The sequence below is a fragment of the Amycolatopsis sp. NPDC049868 genome, from assembly GCF_044461365.1.
In the GTDB taxonomy this organism is placed as follows: Bacteria; Actinomycetota; Actinomycetes; order Mycobacteriales; family Pseudonocardiaceae; genus Amycolatopsis.
Window position 1 is genome coordinate 270,189 of sequence record NZ_JBITKV010000006.1, and the last position, 22,997, is coordinate 293,185.

General features: G+C 69.0%; 22 protein-coding genes and 1 pseudogene. 9 read left to right on the forward strand and 14 right to left on the reverse strand.

All coding sequences use genetic code 11. From position 1 onward, the window contains the following. Positions 1 to 10: 10 nt before the first annotated feature. Both ACIBTM_RS25635 and ACIBTM_RS25640 read left to right on the forward strand, forming a co-directional pair. Positions 11 to 2,734, forward strand: a complete 2,724-nt coding sequence (locus ACIBTM_RS25635; protein WP_395879661.1) for an AbfB domain-containing protein — start codon at positions 11 to 13, stop codon at positions 2,732 to 2,734. Between the two features lie 110 nt (positions 2,735 to 2,844). Next, complete coding sequence (locus tag ACIBTM_RS25640; RefSeq protein WP_395879662.1) at positions 2,845 to 3,597, forward strand: LysR family substrate-binding domain-containing protein; 753 nt, start codon at positions 2,845 to 2,847, stop codon at positions 3,595 to 3,597. Here ACIBTM_RS25640 and ACIBTM_RS25645 read toward each other — a convergent pair. Genes ACIBTM_RS25645 through ACIBTM_RS25655 form a run of 3 tightly spaced genes read right to left on the reverse strand, consistent with a single transcriptional unit; the run spans position 3,594 to position 5,403 of the window. Then, a complete protein-coding gene (locus ACIBTM_RS25645) occupies positions 3,594 to 3,971 on the reverse strand; it encodes a DUF5997 family protein (RefSeq protein ID WP_395879663.1) in 378 nt (125 codons plus the stop codon). The two genes, ACIBTM_RS25640 and ACIBTM_RS25645, sit on opposite strands and share 4 nt — an antisense overlap. Before the next feature lie 23 nt (positions 3,972 to 3,994). Then, complete coding sequence (locus tag ACIBTM_RS25650) at positions 3,995 to 5,053, reverse strand: DUF1648 domain-containing protein (protein ID WP_395879664.1); 1,059 nt, start codon at positions 5,051 to 5,053, stop codon at positions 3,995 to 3,997. Continuing rightward, positions 5,008 to 5,403 (reverse strand): GntR family transcriptional regulator, encoded by a 396-nt coding sequence (locus ACIBTM_RS25655; protein ID WP_395879665.1) that lies wholly within the window; start codon positions 5,401 to 5,403, stop codon positions 5,008 to 5,010. Before ACIBTM_RS25655 ends, ACIBTM_RS25650 begins: the two co-directional genes overlap by 46 nt. Before the next feature lie 70 nt (positions 5,404 to 5,473). On the opposite strand from ACIBTM_RS25655, the gene ACIBTM_RS25660 reads away from it, so the two are divergent. Further along, positions 5,474 to 5,836, forward strand: a complete 363-nt coding sequence (locus ACIBTM_RS25660) for a hypothetical protein (protein ID WP_395879666.1) — start codon at positions 5,474 to 5,476, stop codon at positions 5,834 to 5,836. Here ACIBTM_RS25660 and ACIBTM_RS25665 read toward each other — a convergent pair. Then, the gene (locus ACIBTM_RS25665; RefSeq protein ID WP_395879667.1) at positions 5,833 to 6,327 is read right to left on the reverse strand and encodes a hypothetical protein; all 495 of its coding nucleotides are present in this window, start codon (positions 6,325 to 6,327) and stop codon (positions 5,833 to 5,835) included. The two genes, ACIBTM_RS25660 and ACIBTM_RS25665, sit on opposite strands and share 4 nt — an antisense overlap. A gap of 211 nt (positions 6,328 to 6,538) precedes the next feature. On the opposite strand from ACIBTM_RS25665, the gene ACIBTM_RS25670 reads away from it, so the two are divergent. Then, positions 6,539 to 7,675 carry a serine hydrolase domain-containing protein gene (locus ACIBTM_RS25670; RefSeq protein WP_395879668.1) on the forward strand — a complete coding sequence of 379 codons (1,137 nt, stop codon included), beginning with the start codon at positions 6,539 to 6,541 and terminating at the stop codon, positions 7,673 to 7,675. Between the two features lie 57 nt (positions 7,676 to 7,732). Here ACIBTM_RS25670 and ACIBTM_RS25675 read toward each other — a convergent pair whose 3' ends face one another. From ACIBTM_RS25675 to ACIBTM_RS25685, 3 genes are all read right to left on the reverse strand, one after another. Continuing rightward, the gene (locus tag ACIBTM_RS25675; protein ID WP_395879669.1) at positions 7,733 to 8,482 is read right to left on the reverse strand and encodes an isocitrate lyase/phosphoenolpyruvate mutase family protein; all 750 of its coding nucleotides are present in this window, start codon (positions 8,480 to 8,482) and stop codon (positions 7,733 to 7,735) included. Then, on the reverse strand, positions 8,479 to 9,864 hold the full coding sequence (locus ACIBTM_RS25680) for an MFS transporter (protein WP_395879670.1): 1,386 nt from the start codon (positions 9,862 to 9,864) through the stop codon (positions 8,479 to 8,481). Before ACIBTM_RS25680 ends, ACIBTM_RS25675 begins: the two co-directional genes overlap by 4 nt. Positions 9,865 to 9,940: 76 nt before the next feature. After that, on the reverse strand, positions 9,941 to 10,960 hold the full coding sequence (locus tag ACIBTM_RS25685) for a sigma-70 family RNA polymerase sigma factor (RefSeq protein ID WP_395879671.1): 1,020 nt from the start codon (positions 10,958 to 10,960) through the stop codon (positions 9,941 to 9,943). A gap of 389 nt (positions 10,961 to 11,349) precedes the next feature. On the opposite strand from ACIBTM_RS25685, the gene fusA reads away from it, so the two are divergent. Continuing rightward, positions 11,350 to 13,401, forward strand: a complete 2,052-nt coding sequence (gene fusA / locus ACIBTM_RS25690; RefSeq protein ID WP_395879672.1) for an elongation factor G — start codon at positions 11,350 to 11,352, stop codon at positions 13,399 to 13,401. Between the two features lie 96 nt (positions 13,402 to 13,497). On the opposite strand, the gene ACIBTM_RS25695 is transcribed toward fusA, so the two are convergent. From ACIBTM_RS25695 to pdhA, 6 genes and pseudogenes are all read right to left on the reverse strand, one after another. After that, complete coding sequence (locus ACIBTM_RS25695; protein WP_395879673.1) at positions 13,498 to 14,271, reverse strand: PE-PPE domain-containing protein; 774 nt, start codon at positions 14,269 to 14,271, stop codon at positions 13,498 to 13,500. A 78-nt stretch (positions 14,272 to 14,349) separates the two neighbouring features. Beyond that, positions 14,350 to 14,625: pseudogene (locus ACIBTM_RS25700) on the reverse strand (VOC family protein); the annotation flags it as partial. After that, positions 14,534 to 15,922 (reverse strand): MFS transporter, encoded by a 1,389-nt coding sequence (locus ACIBTM_RS25705; protein WP_395879674.1) that lies wholly within the window; start codon positions 15,920 to 15,922, stop codon positions 14,534 to 14,536. The pseudogene ACIBTM_RS25700 and the gene ACIBTM_RS25705, both read right to left, overlap by 92 nt. Before the next feature lie 81 nt (positions 15,923 to 16,003). Next, complete coding sequence (locus ACIBTM_RS25710) at positions 16,004 to 17,197, reverse strand: dihydrolipoamide acetyltransferase family protein (protein WP_395879675.1); 1,194 nt, start codon at positions 17,195 to 17,197, stop codon at positions 16,004 to 16,006. After that, on the reverse strand, positions 17,190 to 18,188 hold the full coding sequence (locus ACIBTM_RS25715) for an alpha-ketoacid dehydrogenase subunit beta (RefSeq protein WP_395879676.1): 999 nt from the start codon (positions 18,186 to 18,188) through the stop codon (positions 17,190 to 17,192). The genes ACIBTM_RS25710 and ACIBTM_RS25715 overlap by 8 nt, the downstream gene beginning before the upstream one ends. After that, entirely contained in the window at positions 18,188 to 19,276 is a 1,089-nt protein-coding gene (gene pdhA / locus ACIBTM_RS25720; protein ID WP_395879677.1) for a pyruvate dehydrogenase (acetyl-transferring) E1 component subunit alpha, read from the reverse strand. The genes ACIBTM_RS25715 and pdhA overlap by 1 nt, the downstream gene beginning before the upstream one ends. Before the next feature lie 135 nt (positions 19,277 to 19,411). Between pdhA and ACIBTM_RS25725 the strand changes: the two genes are divergently transcribed. Then, complete coding sequence (locus ACIBTM_RS25725) at positions 19,412 to 19,894, forward strand: Lrp/AsnC family transcriptional regulator (protein ID WP_395879678.1); 483 nt, start codon at positions 19,412 to 19,414, stop codon at positions 19,892 to 19,894. Between the two features lie 380 nt (positions 19,895 to 20,274). Here ACIBTM_RS25725 and ACIBTM_RS25730 read toward each other — a convergent pair whose 3' ends face one another. Continuing rightward, positions 20,275 to 20,709, reverse strand: a complete 435-nt coding sequence (locus tag ACIBTM_RS25730; RefSeq protein WP_395879679.1) for an Lrp/AsnC family transcriptional regulator — start codon at positions 20,707 to 20,709, stop codon at positions 20,275 to 20,277. An 82-nt stretch (positions 20,710 to 20,791) separates the two neighbouring features. Here ACIBTM_RS25730 and ACIBTM_RS25735 point away from each other — a divergent pair, with 82 nt between their 5' ends. The 3 genes from ACIBTM_RS25735 to ACIBTM_RS25745 all read left to right on the forward strand — a co-directional run bounded on the left by ACIBTM_RS25735 (position 20,792) and on the right by ACIBTM_RS25745 (position 22,901). After that, complete coding sequence (locus ACIBTM_RS25735; RefSeq protein WP_395879680.1) at positions 20,792 to 21,403, forward strand: LysE family translocator; 612 nt, start codon at positions 20,792 to 20,794, stop codon at positions 21,401 to 21,403. Positions 21,404 to 21,502: 99 nt separating this feature from the next. Then, positions 21,503 to 22,420, forward strand: a complete 918-nt coding sequence (locus ACIBTM_RS25740) for a lysyl endopeptidase (RefSeq protein ID WP_395879681.1) — start codon at positions 21,503 to 21,505, stop codon at positions 22,418 to 22,420. Between the two features lie 64 nt (positions 22,421 to 22,484). Then, entirely contained in the window at positions 22,485 to 22,901 is a 417-nt protein-coding gene (locus ACIBTM_RS25745; RefSeq protein ID WP_395879682.1) for a hypothetical protein, read from the forward strand. Positions 22,902 to 22,997 lie beyond the last annotated feature (96 nt).

Consider the following 22,997-nt stretch of genomic DNA (forward strand, 5'->3'; position numbering starts at 1 on the left):
GGGAGATCGCATGCATCGAAGAACCGTGCGGGCGCTGAGCGTCGTGACCGGCCTGCTGGCCGCCGCGACGACACTCGTTCCCGTCGCCCAAGCCGCTCCTGTCCCGCTCCCGACCCCGTGGACGGACCAGGTCTCGCCGTCGAACGCGCTGCCCGAGTACCCGCGCCCGCAGCTGGTGCGCTCGGAATGGCTCAACCTCAACGGAACCTGGGGTTTCACCGGCGCGCCGAACCTGAATTCGCCGCCGATCGGCAGGCCGTTGAGCGAAAACGTACTCGTGCCCTACCCGATCGAGTCGATGCTTTCGGGGATCAAACGGCATGAGGACAACATGTTCTACCGGCGGACGTTCACCATTCCGTCCACTTGGGACGGTCGCCGGGTGAAGCTCAACTTCGGCGCCGTCACCTGGGAGACCAAGGTCTGGGTCAACGGGACGTCGATCGGGAGCCACACCGGTGGTTTCGACGCGTTCTCGTTCGACATCACCCCGGCGCTCAAGGCGGGGGAGAACGAGATCGTCGTCGGCGTCGCCTCGCCGGTCGACGGCAGCCGGTACCCGGTCGGGAAGCAGCGCAAGTCGCCCAGCGGCATCTTCTACACGGCGGCGTCGGGGATCTGGCAGACCGTCTGGCTGGAACCGGTCCGGGCCGAGCACATCACGCGGCTCGACACCACTCCCGACGTCCCCGGCGGCGCGCTCGACCTCGTCGTCCAGGGCACACCCGGGCAGCAAGCGACCGCCGAAGTGCTTTCAGGCGGCCAAGTGGTCGGCACCGCCACGGGTGGCGTCGGGTCCCATCTGCGGGTCCCGGTGCCGAACGCGCGGCTGTGGTCTCCCGACGACCCGTTCCTCTACGACCTGCGGGTGCGGCTGCCGGGAGGCGACGTCGTCACCGGGTACTTCGGCATGCGTTCGCTGGGCAAGGCGATGGTCGGTGGTGTGATGCGGCCGCTGCTCAACGGCAAGTTCGTCTTCCAGCTGGGCACATTGGACCAGGGATACTGGCCGGACGGCATCTACACCGCGCCGACCGACGAGGCGCTGCGGTTCGACCTCGAACGCCAGAAGGCGCTGGGCTTCAACATGGTCCGCAAGCACATCAAGGTCGAACCGGCGCGGTGGTTCTATCACGCCGACAAACTGGGGCTGATGGTCTGGCAGGACATGCCGTCACTCGACTCGATCGACGAAGTCCCGAACGGGCACGCGAACTACGAATCCGAGCTGCGGCGGATGATCGAGCAGCACAAGGGCATCACCTCGATCGTGCAGTGGGTGCCGTTCAACGAAGGCTGGGGTGAGTACGACGCCGGCCGCATCGTGGATCTGGTCCGCTCGATCGACGGCACCCGGCTGATCAACCACAACTCGGGGTCGAACTGCTGCGTGTCCGATCCGGATCCGGGCAACGGTGACGTGATCGACGACCACGCGTACCAGGTCTCCACCGGCACCAGGCAACCCGACGCGCGAAGGATCGCGGTGCTGGGGGAGTACGGCGGCCTCGGAAGACGCGTCACGGGGCACGAATGGGAACCGGGCAAGGGTTTCGCGTACGGCGCGCTGTATCCGGACGAGACGTCGCTGACGAACCGGTACGTCGAGATCACCAAGCAGGTCGGGCGGTTCGTGCACGGCCGGGGGCTTTCCGCGTCGGTCTACACCGAACCGTACGACGTCGAGAACGAGGTCAACGGCTTCTACACCTACGACCGTCGCGTGCTGAAGATGACCGAAGCGCGGGTGCGCGAGATCAACCAGAAGGTGCTCGCCATCGCCAAGGGCACCGAGGTCGGCCGGGGCGAGCTGGTGTCGCTGCGGGTCACGACGGCCGGGTACACGGATCGCTATCTGAGGCACCAGGACGATTTCGTCCGCACCGACGTCCTCGGCGAAGGCAGTGCGGATCTCGGCAAGAAGGACGCGACGTTCTGGGCCCGGCAAGGACTGGCCGACGCGTCGTGCCTGTCGTTCGAGTCGCGGAACTATCCAGGGCACTTCCTGCGGCACGCGTCGTCGCGGATCCGCAAGGACGCGAACGACGGTTCGGCGTCGTTCGCCGGGGACGCGACCTTCTGCGCTCGGGAAGGCGCCGGTGGGACCGCGCTGGAGTCGTTCAACCAGCGTGGTGCCTATCTCCGCCACTACGCCGCGACCGTCTATCTCGCGCGCAGCGGCGGGGCGAACCCGTGGGACACGCCGTCGAGCTTCGCGGCGGACACGACGTGGGCAGCGTCGGTCCCGCTCTGGCGCAGCGGCGTGGATCTCCCACTGGACCAGGCGCGCTCGTTCAAGGTGACCACGCCCGGCTTCACGGACCGCTTCCTGCGGCACCGTGACGGTCTCGCCCGGACGGATGTGGTGAACGCGGGGAGCGCGGCCTTACTGAAGGCGGACGCGACGTTCGTCGTGCGGCGCGGTCTCGCGGATCCGTCGTGCTACTCGCTGGAGGCGCGCAACTATCCGGGACAGTTCCTGCGGCACGCGGACTTCCGGGTGCGGCTGGGCGGGAACGACAACACCGACCTGTTCCGGAAGGACGCGACGTTCTGCGCCCAGCCCGGTGCCGGCGGCGTGCGGTTGGCGTCGGTCAACGAGCTGGGCACGAACGTGCGGCACTACGCCGAGGAGGTCTTCGTCGCCACCAGCGGCGGCGGCCACCCGTTCGACAACCCGGTCTCGTACGACCAGGACGTCACGTGGGCGGTCTCCGGGGCCTGGGCTCCGTAGCCCAGTACATGAAGGCCCCCATCCTTGCGCCTAAGTACAGGAAGGGGGCCTTCATGTACCTCGGCTTCAGGCGCCGTGGCCGGCGAGATCACGCCCGGTAACCTTGCCCCATGACCGGCCCGGATACTCCCGCCTCCTTCAAGCTCGCGTACGTCCCCGGCGTGACGCCCTCGAAGTGGGTCCGGATCTGGGACGAGCGGTCGCCCGACGTCCCGCTCGAACTCGTCCAGACGACGGCCGCCGACGCGGTCGCGCTGGTCCGGGAGCGCGAGGTCGACGCCGTCCTGCTGCGGCTCCCGATCGACCGTGAGGGCCTGCACGCGATCCCGCTCTACACCGAGACGACGGTCGTGGTCGTCCCGAAGGACCATCTGGTCGCCGCCGCGGACGAGGTCTCCGTCGACGACATCGCCGACGAGGTCGTCCTGCACCCGCTCGACGACACGCTGGACTGGGAAACGCCGCCGGGGAAGCCCGCGCTGGAGCGGCCCGCCACCACCGCGGACGCCATCGAGCTGGTCGCCGCCGGGGTCGGGCTCCTGATCGTCCCGCAGTCGCTCGCGCGGCTGCACCATCGGCGTGACCTGACCTACCGTCCCATCTCCGGCACTCCGGAGTCCGGTGTCGCGCTGTCCTGGCCGGACGACGAGACCACCGACCTGATGGAGCAGTTCATCGGGATCGTCCGCGGCCGGACGGTCAACAGCACCCGCGGACGGCAGCAGGCCCAGGAAAAGCAGGCGCCGGTGAAGAAGACCCCGGCCAAGAGCAACCGTCCCCAGGCCGGCGGCCGGAAACCGCAGTCGGGGAATCGCCGCGCTCCTCAGGGCGGGAAACGCGGCAAGCCCCGTCGTCGCGGCTAGCTCTCGCTGCGGGCGGCCTTGAGGCGCGCCTCCTCCTTGCGGACCTCGGCTTGGGTCTCGCGCTCCCGCTGCAGCCAGTCGGGGTTCTCGCTCTTGACCGCGTCGATCTCTTCGGTGGTGAGGGCGCCGGTGATCCCGCCGCGCGCCAAGCCGCTGATGGAGACGCCTAGCTTCGCCGCGATGACCGGACGCGGATGCGGCCCGTTGCGGCGCAGATCCCGCAGCCACTCCGGCGGCTCGGCCTGCAGCGCGTTCAGCTCGTCGCGGGAGACGACACCCTCCTGGAACTCCGCCGGGGTCGCCTCCAGGTACACACCCAGCTTCTTCGCCGCTGTCGCGGGCTTCATCGTTTGAGGGGTTTTCTGCGACGTCATTGCCTCAGGGTAACGCCCTGTGATCAGACGCCCTTCTCGGGCAGCGTGACGATGCCGAGCCCGGTGAGCACCCCGGCCACGGCGACCGCGGCGAGGACCAGCCAGGCGACCGGATGCCCGAGATTGAGTGTCCAATAGGTCCCGACCCGCCGGTGCACCAGCAGCGCCGGATCGTTCCGGTTCACGTAGACCATCCCGGCCACGTACCAGTGGCGGTCGTCGTCACGTTGTTCGTAGCGGGTCTCCGGTTCGTCGCGGCCGGGACGCAATCGGTGCCCGGCGTCGCCCGCACGGACGGTGAAACCGAGCCACGCGATGAACGCGGCGGCGAGGGGAAGGTACGCCACGACCGTCACCGGCACCGTTTTCTCGACGACACCCCACTGCTGAAGCGAGACGACGAGCAGTGTCGCGTTCACGCAGCCCGCCGAGATCAGCAGGAGGGCGAGCACGCCGTGCAAGTACTCCCGGTACCGCGAGGCCGACACCGAAGGTTGTGCGGCGTCGATCTCCGGCCTGGCCCGTGAGATCGCGACGGCCATGAGCGAGATCAGCACGATGACCGCGACCTGCGCGAAGACCATCGAGAAGCCCGCCGCGCCGGTGAGCCATCCGCTGACCGCCGTGGCGGCCGCGAGTACCACGGCGGGCACCAGCAGGATCCACTGTGGACGGACCGGATCCGAGCGCAGCGAGGTGTCGGTGGTGACCGCCTGCCGCGCGCCGGCATACCAGCCTTCCGCGCGTTTCGCGGCGGCGATCGAGCGGTGAGCCAGGCCCCCGAGCAGCGAATAGGCGGCAGTGAGAGCGAGGAGGACGACCTCGGGCGCGAGCCAGTCGAAGAGAACCACGACGAAAGCGACGATCGCACCCGCGCCGATACCCCTGTTGTAGCGACGGCGAGCGAGGAGGATGACGGGCTCACGGGAACGACTGGCCGGGATCCGGACGCCGAAGGGAAGTGTCGGCCGGGCAAGGGCGGGCGCGGAGCCGAAGGCCGCCGCGGTGAACGCGATAACGGCCAGGTGCGGCCAGATCATCGCCGCGCGCTCACCGCGAAGGAGTCCAACACCGCTTCGCATCGGCTCGTCACCTCGCGCGGGCCTACGCCGAGAGCGACGGCCTCGGCGAGCAGGGTGCGCAGGCGCTCCTGCCACTCGTCCGCGTAACCGTCCTCCGCCGGACCCGACGTCACGTCCCGCCGGACGACCGCGCCGGTCTTGCGGTTGATGCGGATGAACCCCTGTGTCCGCAGCAGGTCGTAGGCCTTGTTGACGGTGTGGAAGTTGATCGCCAGGTCGGCGCCGAGCTGCCGGGTGGAGGGCAGGGTGCTGCCTTCGGTGAGCACGCCGTCGGCGACGGCTTCGACGATCCGGTCGCGGATCTGCTGGTAGATCGGAACCTCGCTGTCGAGGTCGAGAGTCAGCAACACCAGGTAAGGATATCTGCTATACAGTTGCTATAACAACTACATCAGATGGCTATGCGGAAAGGTGGTCATGATGGCGACGATCGACATCGCCGACGGCGGGGTGCGGGTGAGGTTCTCGACCTGGGAGCGGCTGGCCGTGTGGCGCGACGAGGTGGTCGTGCCACCGGCGGCGATCAAGGCCGTCGAGCACGTCGACGCGCCCCTGCGACGGACGCGCGGGGGACGGGCCGGGGCGCTGATCAGTGGAGTGCTGAAGGTGGGTTACTGGGGACTGGGGACGGGGACGCGTCAGCTGGTGTCGGCCCGCAGGGGTGTGCCTGGGCTGCGGATCGAGGTCGACCGCGAGGTCGCCGGGCTCCCCTTCGACGAGATTCTCGTCAGTGTGCCGAACGCCGCGCAACTCGCCGCCGCGCTCGCGCCGAGCAACGTCTAGAGGTAGTCGAAGAACCGGTCCCACCACGAGGGTGGCCGATCCGGCGGATAGAGGGCGTCGAATCCGCTGATCCCGGTGTACTTGGTCCACAGCGGGTGTTCGGAGACGGGCAGGTAGCCGAGCGCTTCCAGTTCGTCTTCGACCCGTCTTCGCACCGGCGCCGGGAAGAACTCGCGTTCCTCGTCTTCGTCGTAGCTACCCGGATTTCCCAGTGTCACCGCGACGAGACCGCCGAAGTTGCTGACCGTCACGGTCACCTGGTCCAGTGCGGCGGTCGCGTTCGCCGGGATCACGATCCTGCCGAGGTGGCTGGCGTCCTGGACGTCACGGTCGACTTCGCAGGAGCAGCCGAACTGTCGCTCCAGCCGTTCGGCCAGCCGCTCGAATCGAGCCCGTGCGGCCGGTCCGTCGAAGTCGTGCGGCACCTCCCAGTGGCCGGGTTCGTCCAGCTCTCGCAGCATTGCCCAGGTCTGCTGTTCGTCGAGGGGCATCGTCGCCTCCCGGCCTCGGGTGGTCTAGTCCACTTACCGAACTGACCTTAGCCAGCCGCGTCCCGCCCGGACAATGGTGGGACGAATTCTCGTCGAAAATTTTCGTGGGGTAGCGCCTGCACCACCGAGGATTCGGCAGCTTGCACTCCTGATCTTCGTGTCCGGTTCGGCCAGTGTTGTCGGTGTCGATCTCGTCGGAGAAGGAGTGCGAATGACGGTACGCAAGGGTGTGGTGGTCCTGACGGTGGCGGGGCTGTTGGGCGCCGGGTGGACGACGGCGGCGGACGCGGCCCCGGCCAAGGGAACGGAGCTGCGGAAGAGCCTCGACTCGTTGGTGCGTCAGGAGAAGTTCCCGGCCGCGCTGGCCTCCGTGAGCGATGGCAGGCGGACGACGTCACTGGTCGCGGGGTCGTCGCGGATCGACCGCCAGGTCCCGGTCCCGCGTGACGGCATGGTGCGGGCGGGCAGCAACACCAAGACCTTCACCGCGGTCGCGGTCCTGCAACTGGTGGCCGAGGGCAAGGTGGAGCTGGACGCGCCGATCGAGAAGTACCTGCCCGGGATCGTGCGTGGGGAGGGTATCGACGCCACCAAGATCACCATCCGGCACCTCCTGCAGCACACCAGCGGGCTGCCGAACTACACCGAGCACCTCGGCCTGCTGGACTTCGAACAGGTGCAGCACCGGTATTTCCCCACGCACGAACTGCTCGCCGCCGCCCTGGGGCATCCGGCGAAGTTCGAGCCCGGCGCCAAGTGGGAGTACAGCAACACCGGCTACCTGCTGGCGGGCATGGTGATCGAGAAGGTGACCGGACGTCCGGTCCAGGAGCAGATCACCGAACGCGTGATCAAGAAGGCGGGTTTGAAGAACACCTACTGGCCACAGGTCGGAGACCAGACCATCCAGGGGCGGCACCCGCACGGGTACGCCATCGGCAACGCCGCCACCGGCAAGGTGATCGACGCGACCGAACTGGATCCGTCCTGGGGCGGTGCCGCCGGTCAGCTGATCTCGACGCCCAGTGACCTCGGTCAGTTCTTCCGGGTCCTGCTCGACGGCAGGCTGCTGCCCGCCGCGCAGCTGGCCGAAATGCGGAAGACGGTCGACGCACCCCTGTTCCCGGGGACGAAGTACGGCCTCGGCCTGGCCAGCAACCCGCTCAGCTGCGGCGGCGTGTACTGGGGCCACGGTGGGGACATCCACGGGTTCGAAACGCGTGGTGGGGCCACGGAAGACGGCCGTGCCGTCGGGCTGGCGGTGACCGCGATGCCGGGGACCTTCGGCGACGCGGAGAAGGGCTCCAACGCCGTCATGGCCACTGTGGACACCGCGTTCTGCAAGTGACGACGCGAATGCCACTTTCGCAACCCTCAAGGTTGCGAAAGAGGCTTTCGCAATGCCTCACCCCTCAAGCTTCCCGATCGCGGAACGGAATCCCTCCAGCGCCGCGCGATAGAAGCGCGGGCCGTACGACACCCGTGCCACCCCGAGTTCGCGGAGCGCGGCCAGATCCAGTTCCTCGCCGACATTCCCGTTCACCGGGCACGCGAGCTCGGTGACCAGCGCGGCGAGGTCGTCCCGGCGCCGGACCCCGATCGGGTACACGCAGTCGGCACCGGCCTCCCGGTACAGCCTGCCCCGCCGGACGGCCTCGGCGAGTCTGTCGGGCTCCGCGATCCCGCGGTCTCCCAGGAACGTGTCGACCCGGGCGTTGACGACGATCGGCACCCCGGCGCCGGTCGCGGCCGAGCGGATCTCCGCGATCCGCTGGGCGTGCTCGTCCGCGTCGGCCAGTCCGCCGGACCGGTGATCGGTGTCCTCCAGGTTGCAGCCGACGGCTCCCGTCTCCAGCAGCCGTTCCACGAATTCCCGCGGCGCCAGGCCATAGCCGGCTTCCGCGTCCACGGTGACCGGCACCGAGACCACGCGGGCGATCCGTGCCGCCGCCGCGAACATCTCATGCCACGGCGCGCCTTCGCCGTCGGGGTGGCCGAGCATCGCCGAGACGGCGGCACTGGCCGTGGCGATCGCGGGGAAACCCGCCGCTGCCACGATTTCGGCGCTCGCCGCGTCCCAGACGTTCGGCAGCACGAGCATTTCCCCGCTGTGGAGGCCTCGAAGTGTTTCGGCTCGCGTCTTCGGATCGGTCATCGATTTCCTCCTCGATCGATACTGGACAGGGCGCCGGGCATGCACAGGGCGACGAGCATGCCGGTGAAGGCGAACGCGACGACAGCGGCCATCGCCGCGGTGAAGCCGCTGCCGAACTCCTCGGGCGACAGATGGCTTCCGGCACCGGCGAAGACGGCGACCACCACCGCCACCCCGAAGACACCCCCGAAGATCCGCAGTGTCATGAACGCGCCGGACGCCTGGCCGATCTCGGCAGGACGGACCGCTCCGACGGCCGAGCGCTGTGCGGCGGGCATGGCCGACGTGATGCCGGCACCGCTGACGATCAGGCCGGGCAGCAGGATGGCGTAGCCGGCGCCGGGTTCGGCGACCAGCACGAGCCAGCTCATGCCGATCGTCTGGAGCAGCAGCCCGGCGGCGACGAACGTGCGCGCGCTGTACTTGTCCGCCAGCTTGCCGGCGAGGGGCGCGCAGATCATCAGGGTCGCGGTCCATGGCATCATCCGCAGTCCCGCCTCGAACGGTCCGAGACCTTGCGCGGTCTGGAAGTACTGGGGCAGGAAGAACAACGTGCCGTACAGCGAGGCGAAGACGCAGAAGTTCGCCGCGTTGGCCGTCGAGAAGGCCCTCAGCCGGAAGAACCGCATCGGCAGCATCGGCGCTTCGCTGCGGCGCTCCCACCACACGAAGGCGATCACCAGCGCGACGCCGAGGGTCAGCGCGCCCAGTACCTCGGCACTGCCCCAACCCGCGAGGTTCCCCCGGACCAGGCCCCAGACGATGCCGAACGATCCCAGCGTCACCAGGACGACGCCGCCCTGATCGAGCCGGTTTCTCGGACCGGTGCTCTCGTCGACGCGCCGGAGCGTCAGCAGGACCGCGGCCACGCCGACCGGCAGGTTGAGCCAGAAGATCCACTGCCACGCCAGCCCTTCGGCGATGACCCCGCCGATGAACGGGCCGCTGAACGTCGCCAGCCCGGTGAGTCCCAGATAGAGCCCCATCGCCTTGCCGCGCCGCTCGGGCGGGAAGATCGCGCTGATCAGGGTGAGCGACAGCGGCAGCACCAGCGCGGCACCGGCGCCCTGCACCGCCCTCGCGACGATCAGCGTGCCGATGTCCCAGGACACCGCGCAGCCCACCGAGGCGAGGGTGAACACGGCGAGGCCGGTGACGAACATGCGGCGGCGGCCGAACCGGTCACCGAGTGCCGCTCCGGTGAGCAGCAGGACGGCGAAACTGAGGTTGTAGGCGTTGACGATCCATTCGAGTTGCTCGATCGACGCCGACAGATCCTCGCGGACCGTGCCCAGCGCCGTCGTCACGACCTGGCTGTCCAGCGCCATCATGAACGACGCGAGGGATGCGAGCCCCAGGACCCACGCCTGTTTGGGGGTCAAGATTTCTCCTTGCCGGCAGTGTTTTCGGGCATGACAGGGCACACGCCAGGTGGACGTGTGCGGGAAAGGTGCGGTATCAGCCGCGCAGCGAGCGGGGCAGCCCGAAGGCCGCGAGCAGCGAGTTGTCGAGGAACCGGGTCACCGCGGTGACCCGGTCGCCCGCGAGTTCCAGCACGAGCACGCCGTGCGCGTGACCGATGGGCGTCCTCGGGTCGCGGAGGTAGCAGCCGAAGGCGGGCTGGCCGTTGGCGCGAGTCGGGATCAGCGAATACCGGTGGCCATCGCGGAGTGCGACGGTCGCCAGAAAATGCCCGACGGCCTCCGGCCCCTGGTACTCCAAAGGAAGCGGGGGCATGGTCAGCCAGGCGTCGTCGGTCAACAGCGCCACGATGGCCTCGACGTCGCCGTTCTCGAAGGCACGGGTGAACTCGTCGACGATCCGGCGTTCCCGCAGGGAATCGGGCAGGGGAGCGGTCTCCCGCTCACCCGGCGGCATCTCTCCGGCCAGCGCCGAACGCGCCCGGTTCAGCGCGCTGGTCACGGCGTTCTCGGTGGTGTCGAGGATTCCCGCCGCTTCGGCGGCGCGGAACCCGAGGACATCGCGCAGGACCAGCACGGCCCGCTGCCGCGGAGGGAGCCGCTGGAGTGCCGCCAGGAACGCGAGCGAGATCGATTCCCTGGCCTCGTAACGCGCCTCCGGACCGGGCACCCGATCGGCGATCTCGGCGAGCAGCAGGTCCGGGTACGGCTCCAGCCAGCTGGGTTCCGGGCGGCGGCGCGTCGGCTCTGGCAAGGGGACCTCCGGTCGGTAGGCCGCGTGGTCGTGCGGGCGGCGGCCGCCCGCACGCAGCGCGTTGAGACAGCGGTTGGTCGCGATCCGGTACAGCCAGGTCCGGATGGACGCGCGTTCCTCGTACGCGTCGATCCCGCGCCACGCGGCCAGCAACGTCTCCTGCAGCAGATCTTCGGCGTCCTGCACCGAGCCCAGGATGCGGTAGCAGTGCACCTGCAGTTCGCGGCGGTACGGCGCGACGAGGTCACGGAACGCCTCGCCGTCACCGCTCTTCGCCAGGGTCAGCAGTTCGTCCACCCGCATGCCGGGTTCCCTCCTCGTGTGGTGTCTCTCGAAGGGATGGACACCGCCGTCGCCGGAAACTGGTCGGTCGCCGACCAGTTTCCCCCGAAATCGCGGAAAACCGGTTCGCGGTCCACATCGGAGTGGCTACACTCGCCACGAAATCACCCCGGCGAGGAAGGACAGGACCGTGCGTCATCACAACGCCGTCGTCGTCCCCTCGGCTCGCTACGAGGTGATCCTGGTGTCTCCGCGCATCCGGTGCCTGCCGCGCGGCTCGTACCGGTCCTGCTGACGAACGCCCTTCTCACGCCTTCTTCCCGTTGCCCGCAACGGTGAGACGTGCCTGCCCGCGTTCGCCGAATCGCGCCGTCGGAGATTCCGCCAGTTCATCTCGAAAGGCCCGCGCCATGCGCACCGACCCGCACCGCGTCCCCCTGTCCGCCGTCCGGAACCTGGGCATCCTCGCCCATGTCGACGCCGGCAAGACCACCCTCACCGAACGGATCCTGTACGTCACCGGCACCACCTACAAACGGGGTGAGGTCCACGACGGCACGACCGTGACCGACTTCGATTCCCAGGAGCGAGACCGTGGCATCACCATCTTCGCCGCCGCCGTCAGCTGTTCGTGGGACGGCCATCTCGTCAACCTGATCGACACCCCCGGCCACGTCGACTTCGCCGACGAGGTCGAACGGTCGCTCCGGGTCCTCGATGGCGCGATCGCGGTGTTCGACGGCGTCGCCGGGGTCGAACCGCAGAGCGAATCGGTGTGGCGCCAGGCCGATCGGCACGGCGTGCCGCGGATCGCGTTCGTCAACAAACTCGACCGCGCGGGTGCCGATCTGGACGCTGCCGTGACGTCCATCCGGGAGCGGCTGCATCCGCGTCCGCTGGTGGTCCAGCTGCCGATCGGGGCGGAGGACGGCTTCGTGGGCGTCGTCGACCTGCTGCGGATGCGGGCACTCGTCTGGGCCGATGGCGCCGAGACCGCCGAGGAAGGGCCGATTCCGGAGTCCCTTGTGGACGAAGCGAACCGGCGCCGCCGCCTGCTCGACGAGGCCGTGGCGGAAGCCCATCCGGGCGCGCTGGAGGAGTTCTGCGCGTCGTCGGCGGTGTCGGCGGGCACGCTGGTCTCGGCGCTGCGCGAGCTCACCCGGACCGGCGACGGTGTGGTGGTGCTGTGCGGCTCGGCCTACCGCAACCGCGGGGTGGAGCCGTTGCTGGAAGCCGTGGTGGCGTATTTGCCTCCGCCGTCGGACGTTCCGCCGGTTCGTGGCGAGTACGAAGGCACGGCTGAGGAACGTCCCGCCGATCCGTCGGCGCCGTTCGCGGCACTGGCGTTCAAGGTGACCTCGACCGCCACCGGGCGGTTGACGTTCCTGCGGGTGTATTCGGGCACGATCCGGACTTCGGAGGCGGTGATGGACGTGGGCGGTGGCCGTATCGAGCGCGTCGGCCGCATCCTGCGGGTCCAGGCGGACCGGCACACCAGGGTGGACAGCGCCGTCGCGGGCGACATCGTCGCGGTGGTCGGGCTCAAGACGGTCCGTCCCGGCGCGACGCTGTGCACGCCGTCGGCGCCGCTCCTGCTCGAGCCGCCCGTCGCGGCCGATCCGGTCGTGTCGGTGGCCGTCGAGGCGCGGACGGGAGCCGGCACGGAACGGCTGATGTCGGCGTTGGCACGGCTGGTCGAGGAGGATCCGTCGCTGGTCGTCCGGACCGATCGTGAGACCGGTCAGACCCTGCTGTCGGGACTGGGCGAACTGCACCTGGAGGTGGCGGTGGAGAAGATCCGGCGTGACCACGGGCTGGACGTCGGGGTCGGCCGGCCACGGGTCGCCTACCGCGAGACGGTCGCGCGCGGCGTGTCCGGTTTCGTCCACCGGCATGTCAAACAGGACGGCGGTGCTGGGCAGTTCGCCCACGTCGTCATCGACACGGAGCCACTGGAGGAAGGGGAATTCGAGTTCGAGTCCACTGTGGTCGGTGGCCGGGTGCCTCGGGAGTACATCCGCGCCGTCGAAGCGGGTTGCCGTGACGCGCTGGCGGAAGGCCCGCTCGGCGGGCATCCGGTGACCGGCGTCCGGGTCACGCTGACGGACGGGGCGACCCATCCGAAGGACTCGTCGGAGCCGGCCTTCCGGGCGGCCGGACGGTTCGCGCTCCGGGCGGCGTTGGCCGCCGGTGCGATGACCCTGCTGGAGCCGATCGCCGAAGTGACCGTCACGGTGCCCGAAAGCGCCGTCGGCGTGGTGCTCGGCGACCTCGCCGCACGGCGAGGCCGGGTGCTGGGGTCGGTGGTGCGCGCCGGGACGACCGTGGTCACCGCGATCGTGCCGCTGGCCGAACTGTTCGGCTACGCGACACGGCTGCGCAGCCGGACCCAGGGCCGGGGCACGTTCACCGCCCGGCCGACCGGCCACGCTCCGGCACCGGAAGGGTTGCCTGTCAGGTAGTTCGACGATGGCCCGCCCACGACACTGTGGGCGGGCCATCGCCCGAACCGCTGTCACCCGGCTATCGGGCGCCGGGTGACAGCCGTCTTCACCCGGTCACACCGAAGGCCACGGAGGGCGGCAGTTCTGCCGCGGCAGCGCGTGCGATCCGTTGGTGTACACGCCGTCCGCGATCGTGTCCTCCATGATCGAGCGGTGATCGGTGGGCCGGGCCCACTGGTAGCAGAGGTGCTGGGCGAAGTACCCGCCAGGCGCCTCGATGGTGTCGAAGTGGCAGACACCGTCGGTTTCGATGCAGTAGCGGATGAACGGGATGCCGCCGAAGTCGGTGCGGCCGGGCCCGAAGGACACGTAGCCGCCGAACGGCGACGGCGCCCCGGTACCCGCCGGGAGTACCGCGCTGATCCCGCGTCCCGGCGGGCCGACGGGCTGCATCGGGTCGGCGAAGATCTTCGCCCGGAACCGCGACTTGTCCACGGCCAGCTTCCCGTCGGCGATGTCGTTCAGCACCAGGTTCGCGACGAGGGCGCCCTGCGAGTAGCCGACGACGGTGAATTCCGCCCCGGGGTTCTCGTCGAAGGAACTCTGGACGACACGGCGGGCTTCTTCGTGCCCGCGAGCGACGCTCTGGTCCATGGGCGTCTGGTCGCAGTTGGGTGCTCCGGCGGCCCCTGCCGGGTAGTGGACCACCTTCTTGATCCCGCCCCGCAACCAGGCGTCGTTGTAGACGGTCGCGGCCCCGTCGCAGGTGCCGCCGACGAGGATGTAGTACCGAGCCTGGTCGGCCTGGGCCGACGGCGCCATGACGCCGATCAGGCCGGCGGCCAGTGCGGCCGCCGCCAGGACCCCCCTGAGTTTCTTCACATTCATCGTCCTTTCGTTCGACTACGGTGCGTGGTCGAACGCTAGGGACGAGTCATGAAATTTTGATGAAACCCCCTTCGGACGTCAGCGGTGCGACAGGACGTTGACCACGTGCCCGCTCGGGTCGCGGACGAAGAACCGCCGGACACCCCACGGCTCGTCGGTCAGTTCGTGCACGATCTCCGCGCCGGAGGCCTTGGCGGCCGCGTACCTCGCGTCGACGTCGTCGACCTCGATCGAAGCGATCGGTACGACGGGCGCCGTCTCGTCATGGGTCATGAGGCTCAGCTGGACCGCCGGCCGCTCCGGGTCGGCCAGGGTCACGATCCAGCCGTGGTCCATCACCACCTCGAAGCCGAGGACCTGTACGTAGAAGGCCTTCGCCTCCTCCATCGTCCGGGTCTCGAGGTCGGTGACCACTCTCTTGATCGACATGCGCGGATACTGGCACAGGGGTACGACGGTTTCGCGGGAGCAGGAGCGGCGTCGCGAGCATGAGCGCTCCCGCGATGCCGACCGCGGCACGCGGGCCGGTGAACGTGGCGAGCAGGCCCCACAGCGCGGTCAGCGTGGCGGTGGTGAGCTTCCCGGCGATCGACCAGGCCGACAGCGTGCGGGCGGCGCGGTCGAGGGGCACCTGTTCGAGCCTGGTGGTGGCGAGCACCGGGTTGTACACACCGATGCAGGTGATCAGGCAGAGCTCGACGAGGATCACCAGGATCATCCCGGGAACACCGGGCTGGATGAAGACCAGCCCGACGGGCCAGCAGACCCGAAGCCAACCGGAGACGAAGAGGACCCTGTCCCGGCCGTACCGGGCGACCAAGGGCCGCGAGAGCCGCGCCCCGATCAACCCGCCGAGACAGGGCACGGCGAAGGCGACCGCGTACTCCCATGGCGCGAAGCCGAGTTGCCCGAGCATCAAAACGGCGAACAGCGGCGCGGTCGCCATGATCAGGCCGTTGACCACGGTCGTGTTGACGAACAGAGGCCGCAGCAACGGATGGGTGAGGATGAACCGCCAGCCTTCCCGCAGGTCGCGGCCGGTCAGCCGGGAACCTTCCGGCTTCGCGGGTGGCGGCTCCGAACCACCGACGGCACGGATCCCGGCCGCCGAAAGCAGATAGCTGACCGCGTCGGCGGCGATCGTGATCACCGGCCCGAACAGGCCGACCGCGAAACCGCCGAGTGGCGGCCCCAGTACGGTCGCCGTCCAGGTGGTCGACTCGAACCGGGCGTTCGCGACCAGCAAATCCTCCCGGGGCAGCAGGGTTTTCAGAAACGCCCCACTGGCGGCCAGGAACGTGATGTCGGCCGCCGCGACGACGACGGACACCGCGAGAAGCTGGCCGAAGCCGAGCAGCCCGAACGCGTACGCCACTGGGACGGTCAGCAGCGCCACGCACCGGACGAGGTCCATCGCGATCATCACCGGCCGTTTGCGGCGGAACTCGACCCAGGGGCCGAGCGGCAGCGCGACCACGGCGCCCACGACGAGGCCGGCGGCCGCCAGCAGCGAGACCTCGGCGGTGCCCGCGCCGAGCACCACGATGGCGATCAGGCTGAACGCGTCGAACGCGAACCTGGTCCCGAACGCGCTCGCCGCGTATGCCGCCCACAGCCAGCCGAACCGTCGCCCCAGCGATCTCCCACCCACCCGCGAGATCAAAGCAATCCGGTGCCCCGAAGTCGAACAACGGGTCGTTGGCGGGTCACAACCGCGAGTTGTGCGACCCGGTCAAAGATCCCCGAGCGCGGTGATCGGCGATTCGACGCAGTCGGCGACGAACCGCAGGAATCCGCCGGCGGTCCCGCCGTCGCACACGCGGTGGTCGAACGCCAGCGTCAGCTCGCAGATCTTCCTCGCCACCAGCTCGCCGTCGACCACCCAGGCACGGTCGATGATCCGGCCGATGCCGAGGATCGCCGCCTCCGGGTGATTGATGATCGCGGCGGAGCCGTCCACCCCGAACACCCCGTAGTTGTTGACCGTGAAGGTCCCGCCGGTGAGGCCCGCCGGGCCGAGCTTTCCTTCCCTGGCCTGCGTGGTCCGGTCACCGATCGCCGCCGAAAGCTCCCTTGTGGACAGTGAACCCGCGTCGCGGACCACCGGCACGACGAGACCGCGGTCGGTCTGCGCGGCGAAGCCGAGGTTGATGTCCCGAAGCTGGACGATCTCGTCGCCTTCGACGCGCGAGTTCAGCTCGGGGAACTTCCGCAGACCCGCGACGGCGAACCGGGCGACGAGGCCGAGGAGGCTGACCGGGCGATCCGGCGCCGAGGCGTTGAGCGATTTCCGCGCGGCGACGAGTCCGGTCGCGTCGACGTCGACCCACACCGTCGCCTCGGGGATCTGCCGCCGCGAAGTCGTCAGCTTGTCCGCGACCGCCTTGCGGACCCCCGTCAGCGGGATCCGCGTCTCGCCGTCTCGCTGCTCGGGGACGGCGAGGGCCGCTTCGACGTCGGCGCGCCGGATGATGCCGCCCGGACCGCTGCCGGTCAGCTTCGTCAGATCGATCTTGTTGTCCGCGGCCATCTTGCGGACGAACGGCGAGATCACACCCGGCGCTTTCGACGGCTTCTCCGGGGTGGCGACGACGGTGCGGGTCCGGCGGCGCTTGGTGGTGGTCGTGGTGCCGTAGCCGATGAGGACGTTGCCGCTGCCTTCGCTCGCGGTCGTCACGCCGGGTTCGGCGAACCCGGGGCCGATGGTGAGCAGGGGAGCGCCGACGGGCAGCGACTGGCCGGGTTCACCGTGGAGGCGGGTGACGACACCGGCGAACGGCACCGGCACCTCGACGGCGGCCTTCGCGGTCTCGACTTCGACGACGGGCTGGTCGACGCCGACGGTGTCGCCCTCCGCGACGAGCCAGGTGACGATGGTGCCTTCGGTCAGGCCCTCGCCGAGGTCGGGGAGCAGGAAGTCAGGCACCGGCCACCACCGGTTCGTCGTTCCACTGCAGCCGGGCGACGGTGTCCAGGATCCGGTCGACGTCCGGAAGCTGATGACGCTCCAGTTTCGGCGGCGGGTAAGGGATGTCGAGCCCGGTCACGCGCAGCACGGGCGCGTGCAGCTGATGGAAGCACTGTTCGGTGATCCGGGCGACCACCTCGGCGCCGTAGCCGCCGAACCCGGCGGCCTCGTGGACGACGACCGCGCGTCCCGTGCGGCGCACCGAGGCGGCGACGGTCTCGTCGTCGAACGGGCTCAGCGACCGGAGATCGACCACCTCGACGTCCCAGCCTTCGGCGGTCGCGGCCTCCGCGGTCTCCAGCGCGGTGGCGACCATCGGGCCGTACGCGATCAACGTGACGTCCTTGCCCTCGCGGCGCACGACGGCGCGGTCCATGGCCGCGCCGTCACGGGTGAAGGACACGGGTTCCTTCGACCAATAGCGGCATTTGGGTTCGAGGAAGATCACCGGATCCGGCGAGTCGATCGCGTCGCGCAGGAGGTCGTAGGCGTCCTGAGGAGTGCCGGGCGTGACCACGCGCAGGCCGGGCGTATGGGTGTAGTAGGCCTCGCTCGAATCGCAGTGGTGCTCCACGCCGCCGATCCCGCCCGCGTAGGGGATCCGGATGACCATCGGCAGCGACAAGGCGCCGCGGGTGCGGTTCCGCAGCTTCGCGACGTGCGAGGTGATCTGCTCGAACGCGGGGTAGGCGAAGGCGTCGAACTGCATTTCGACCACCGGACGGAACCCGCCCATCGCCATCCCGACCGCGAAGCCGACGATGCCGGACTCGGCCAGAGGTGTGTCGAAACAGCGTTCCTCGCCGAAGTCGGCGGTGATGCCGTCGGTCACCCTGAACACGCCGCCGAGCGGGCCGACGTCCTCGCCGAAGATCAGCACTCGGTCGTCGTCCTTGACCGCGTCCCGCAGAGCGGCGTTGAGCGCTTGTGCCATCGAGATCTCGGTCATCAGGCCTCCAGTTCGGCCGCGACCAGCGCCCGCTGGGCGGCCAGCTGACGGGTCGGAACGGCGTACACGTGCTCGAACAGCGACAAGGGATCCGGCTCCACGTCGGCGTTGAGGGTGTCGCGCACCCCGGCGGCGAAGGTCTCCGCCTCGGCTCGGAATCGCTCGATGTCTTCGCCGGACAACAGGTTCTCGTTGGTCAGGTAGGTCTCCAGCCGGCGAACCGGGTCGGCCCCGCGCCACTTCTCGACCTCGGCCTGGTCGCGGTAGCGGGTGGCGTCGTCGGCGTTGGTGTGCGCGTCGATCCGGTACGTGTGCGCCTCCACCAGGACCGGCCCGCGACCGGCCCGCGCGTGCGCGACGGCGTCGTCCAGGACGGAAAGGACGGCGAGGGCGTCGTTGCCGTCGACCTGTTCGGAACGGACGCCGTAGCCGACCCCCTTGTAGGCCAGCGCGGGTGCGGCGCTCTGCTTCTCGAACGGCACCGAGATCGCGAACCCGTTGTTCTGCACGAAGAACACCACCGGCGCCTTGAACACGGCGGCGAAGTTGAGCGCCTCGTGGAAGTCGCCTTCACTGGTGGCGCCGTCGCCGATGAGCGCGAACGCGACGGCGTCCTCGCCGCGGCGGTGCAGCGCGTGGGCGAGCCCGGCGGCGTGGAGAGTCTGCGTCGCCAGCGGGGTGCACTGGGGTGCGACGCGGGTCTCGGCGGGGTCGTAGCCGCAGTGCGCGTCGCCGCGGAGCAGCGTCAGGATCTCGCCCGGTTCGAGGCCGCGAGCGACGAGCGCGACCGAGTCGCGATAGGTGGGGAAGAGCCAGTCGGCGTCGGTGAGGGCGAGCGCGCTCGCGACCTGGCAGGCCTCCTGGCCGGCACTGGACGGGTACACGGCGAGGCGGCCCTGCTTGGTCAGCGCGGTCGCCTGCGCGTCGAACCGGCGGCCGAGCACCATCAGCCGATAGGCCTCGACGAGCCGTTCGGACGGCGGCACGGTGTAGTCACCGTGCTCGTCGACGCGCGTGCCGTCCTCGGCGAGGAACCGCACCGGGATTCCGGACGGCAGCAACGCGGCGGCAGGGGTCTCCCGCGACATGGCGCAGCACCACCTTTCACAGACATATGATGCTGAGATGGTGGTTTCTGGAGTCCCAGTGTTCAAGAGGCGCGCGAAATGAGCGACAAACTGCCCGCAGAATCGGTTCAGACGAGCAAGACGTCCAATAGTGGCGTGGCTCACGAGCCGGATTCGGGACGAACGGTCCTTGCCCTCGACGACATCGATCGCGCCATCCTCGCCGAGCTGACCGCCGACGGCAGGCTCGCCGTCCGGGCACTGGCGGAACGGCTGCACATCTCGCGCACCAACGCCTACGCGCGGCTGGACAGGCTGATGTCCGAAGGCGTCATCACCGGCTTCGGCGCCCGGATCGACCCTCGGCTGGCAGGGCTCGGGACGAGCGCGTACATCCTGATCACCGTCGAGCAGACGTCGTGGCGCACGATGTCGGCGGAGTTACGGGAGATCCCGTTCGTCGAGCACGTCTCGCTCGTCGGTGGCGACTTCGACATCCTGCTGCTGGTGCGGACTCCGGACAACGCCTCGCTGCGAGATGTCGTGCTGGAACGGTTGCAGGCGCTGGACGGCGTGCGGTCGACGCGGACGTGGCTGATCTTCGAGGAGCAGCCGGGCGTCGCCCCTCGTGAGTGGTAAGCCAAAAGGTATCCGCGCCCTGCTTGCCTGAAGTACATGAAGGTCCCCTTCCTGTACATAGGCGCAATGATGGGGGCCTTCATGTACTGGGCGTGGTGTGAAGGTCGAGTTTCCTCGGCTGAGCCGAGGGAAGGGGGCCTTCACGCGCGGCAAATGTGACCGCTGTGGCTGCTGGTGTACCTAGAGCGAGTGTGGCGATCATCGGGTCCAAAGCGCCGCTCCCCGTAGCCGCCGGGGGGCGAAGGCTCCCTTCGTCGCATCAGACTCGGTGAAGGGAGCCTTCAGCACACACCACTCCGCCAGTACATGAAGGTCCCCTTCCTGTACATAGGCGCAATGATGGGGGCCTTCATGTACTGGGCGTGGTGGGCAGCGGCCGGTCATTGACCACCTGCTTCATCACGAGCGTCGAGTTCAGCCGCTGCACCCCCCGGCAGCGCGGACAGCACGTCGTCTTCGAGCCGCTGGTACGCGGCGAGGTCGGCGGTGACGATGCGGAGCAGGTAGTCGGGGTCGCCGAAAAGACGCTGCGCGAGCAGGACGTTCGGGATGCGTGTGACGGCGTCTTCGAAGCCCAGCAGCGTCTCGCGGTCCTCTTGCCGCATGGTGACGAACACGAGCGCCTCGAAGTTCAGTCCCAGCGCGGCGGGATCGACCACCGCCCGGTACGCGCTGATCGTGCCGTCCCGTTCGAGCGCACGCAGCCGGCGGTGGCACGGCGACGCGCTCAGCTGGACCCGCTCGGCCAGTTCGGTGAGCGTCAGACGTCCCTCCTCCTGCAGGATGGCAAGAATCTTCCGATCGACAGCGTCCATGTGGAAGATTCTTCCACGCTGGTCCGGCTTCGAGGTAGAAGTTGAAAGCACCTTTGGGCGAATCGCGAATAGCTTTCCGAGCATGCCTCTCGGATCAGTTCTCGCCTTCTGGGGCGTCGCCGCCCTGCTCATCGCGGTGCCCGGCGCCGACTGGGCCTTCGCGATCAGCGCAGGCCTGCGTCGCCAGGTCCTGCCCGCCGCCGGTGGCATCGTTCTCGGCTACCTGGCCATGACGCTCGTGGTCGCCGCGGGGCTGGGCGTCCTCGTCGCGTCGACGCCGATCGCGTTGCTCGCGCTCACCGTCGCCGGCGGGCTCTACCTGATCTGGCTCGGATTCAAGACGGTGCGCTCGCCGGCGAAGCCTGCCAGTGCACCCGGGGAGGCCGGGAGCCGAGGCGGCACTCTGCTGGAAGGGATGGCGGTCAGCGGACTGAACCCCAAGGGACTACTGGTCTTCGTCGCGATGCTGCCGCAGTTCGCCGATCCGGCCGCGCGCTGGCCGATGCCGGTCCAGCTGGCTGTTCTCGGCCTCACCTTCGTCGGCACCTGCGCGATGGTCTACCCGTGCGTCGGCGTGGGAGCACAAGCGTTGCTGCGCGCCCGTCCCGCGGTTTCCCGCGTCGTTTCCCGGATCTCCGGCGCCTCGATGATCGTGGTGGGAACACTTCTGGTCGTCGAGCGACTGGTGGCGTGAGCCGAATGGTCCATTCCACCGGACAGGTCGCTGAACAAACCTGGCCGCACCGTTGGAAAATCTCATACCCTCCGATGCGGGCCGAAGGGAGCTGACCTGATGCGGTGGACCTGGGTGCGTACGGCGGTGGCTTTGGTGGTCGCCGCGTCGATCGTCCAAACGACTCAACCGGAAACAGCCGAAGCGCAGGTGGGCCCCGCAGCGGCCGGCCGGTCCGCGATCTACGGCGGGGGACCGTTCTATCAGGACGGACAGGGCGTCATGGACGTCCTGCGGTCGTCGGGTTTCACCACGGTCATCCTGTGGAGCATTCACGTCCACGACAACGGGGATCTGTACTACAACGATCATCTCGTGGTCAAGGACGGCCAGTACGTCGGCGACGCGGGGTGGCTGGCGCGGCTGCGGACGCTGAAGCAGGCTCCGACGTCGGTCGATCGTATCGAGGTCTCGGTCGGTGCCTGGGGCACACCGGACTGGCAAGCCATCGACAACCTGATCACGCGCGACGGCACCGGCAGCGGGACCGTGCTGTACCGCAACTTCCTGGCGCTGAAGAACGCCACCGGCGCGGACGCGATCAACAACGACGACGAAGCGCACTACGACGTCGACTCCACCGTGACTTTCGCGCGGATGGCGAACGCCATGGGCTACCGGAACTTCACGCTCGCTCCGTACACCGCGGTGTCGTACTGGCAAGGCGTGAAGAACGGGCTCGGCGGTCTGGTCGATCGCGTGTACCTGCAGGCATACGCGGGTGGCAGCGGGAACGATCCGGCGACCTGGACGCGGTCGCTCGGCATGCCGGTGGATCCGGGGCTCTGGAGCAAGAACGGCTCCGGCTGCACCGCGGGGGACTCGCCTGCTCAGGTGGAGAGCAAGATGAGGGCCTGGAAGTCGTCGGCGGGGATCCCAGGTGGCTTCATGTGGCTCTACGACGACATCAAGAAGTGTTCGGCGCAGGGCACGGCCGCCGACTACGCGCGGGCGATCAACACCGCCACCACGAGCTGACGCTGTAACGCTCTCCGCGCTTCCGCCGAATACAGGCAGGTTCGATGGCGGAGGCGGAGGAATCGTGGCGCGTGCCCTGGTCTTGATCGCGGTCGCCGCGGTCTTCATCGCGCCTGCCTGCGCGCGGTCGGAACCGGCGTCACGTCCCGCCGTCACGGTCACGACGAGCGTCGGACCGGCCGCTACCGACCCGCCGAGCACTGTGGTGACCACGACGGTCGTGACCACGTCGGTCACCGCGGCGCCGACCACGAGCAAGGTGCCCGCCAAGACGAAGGCGGACCAGCGCAGAGCGGCCTGCCGCAAGAACGAGAATCAGTGCTACGAGCCGGGGACCGACACCAAATGCCAGACCGGCGGCTGCGTGAACGCCGGACGCGGGATGACGCAGCGCGACGTCGAGGAACAGCGCGACAAGTGGCTCCGCGAGCATCCGGGTTGGTGCGCCGCGGGCGAGACCGGAGCGGTGGCACCCTGTTGATCGACGCACGCCGCCGAACACGCCATTCGGGTGATAACGGTTCGGCATTCGATGTATCTGGTGTACACCCCATTGACACCTTCCTGCGATCGCGGC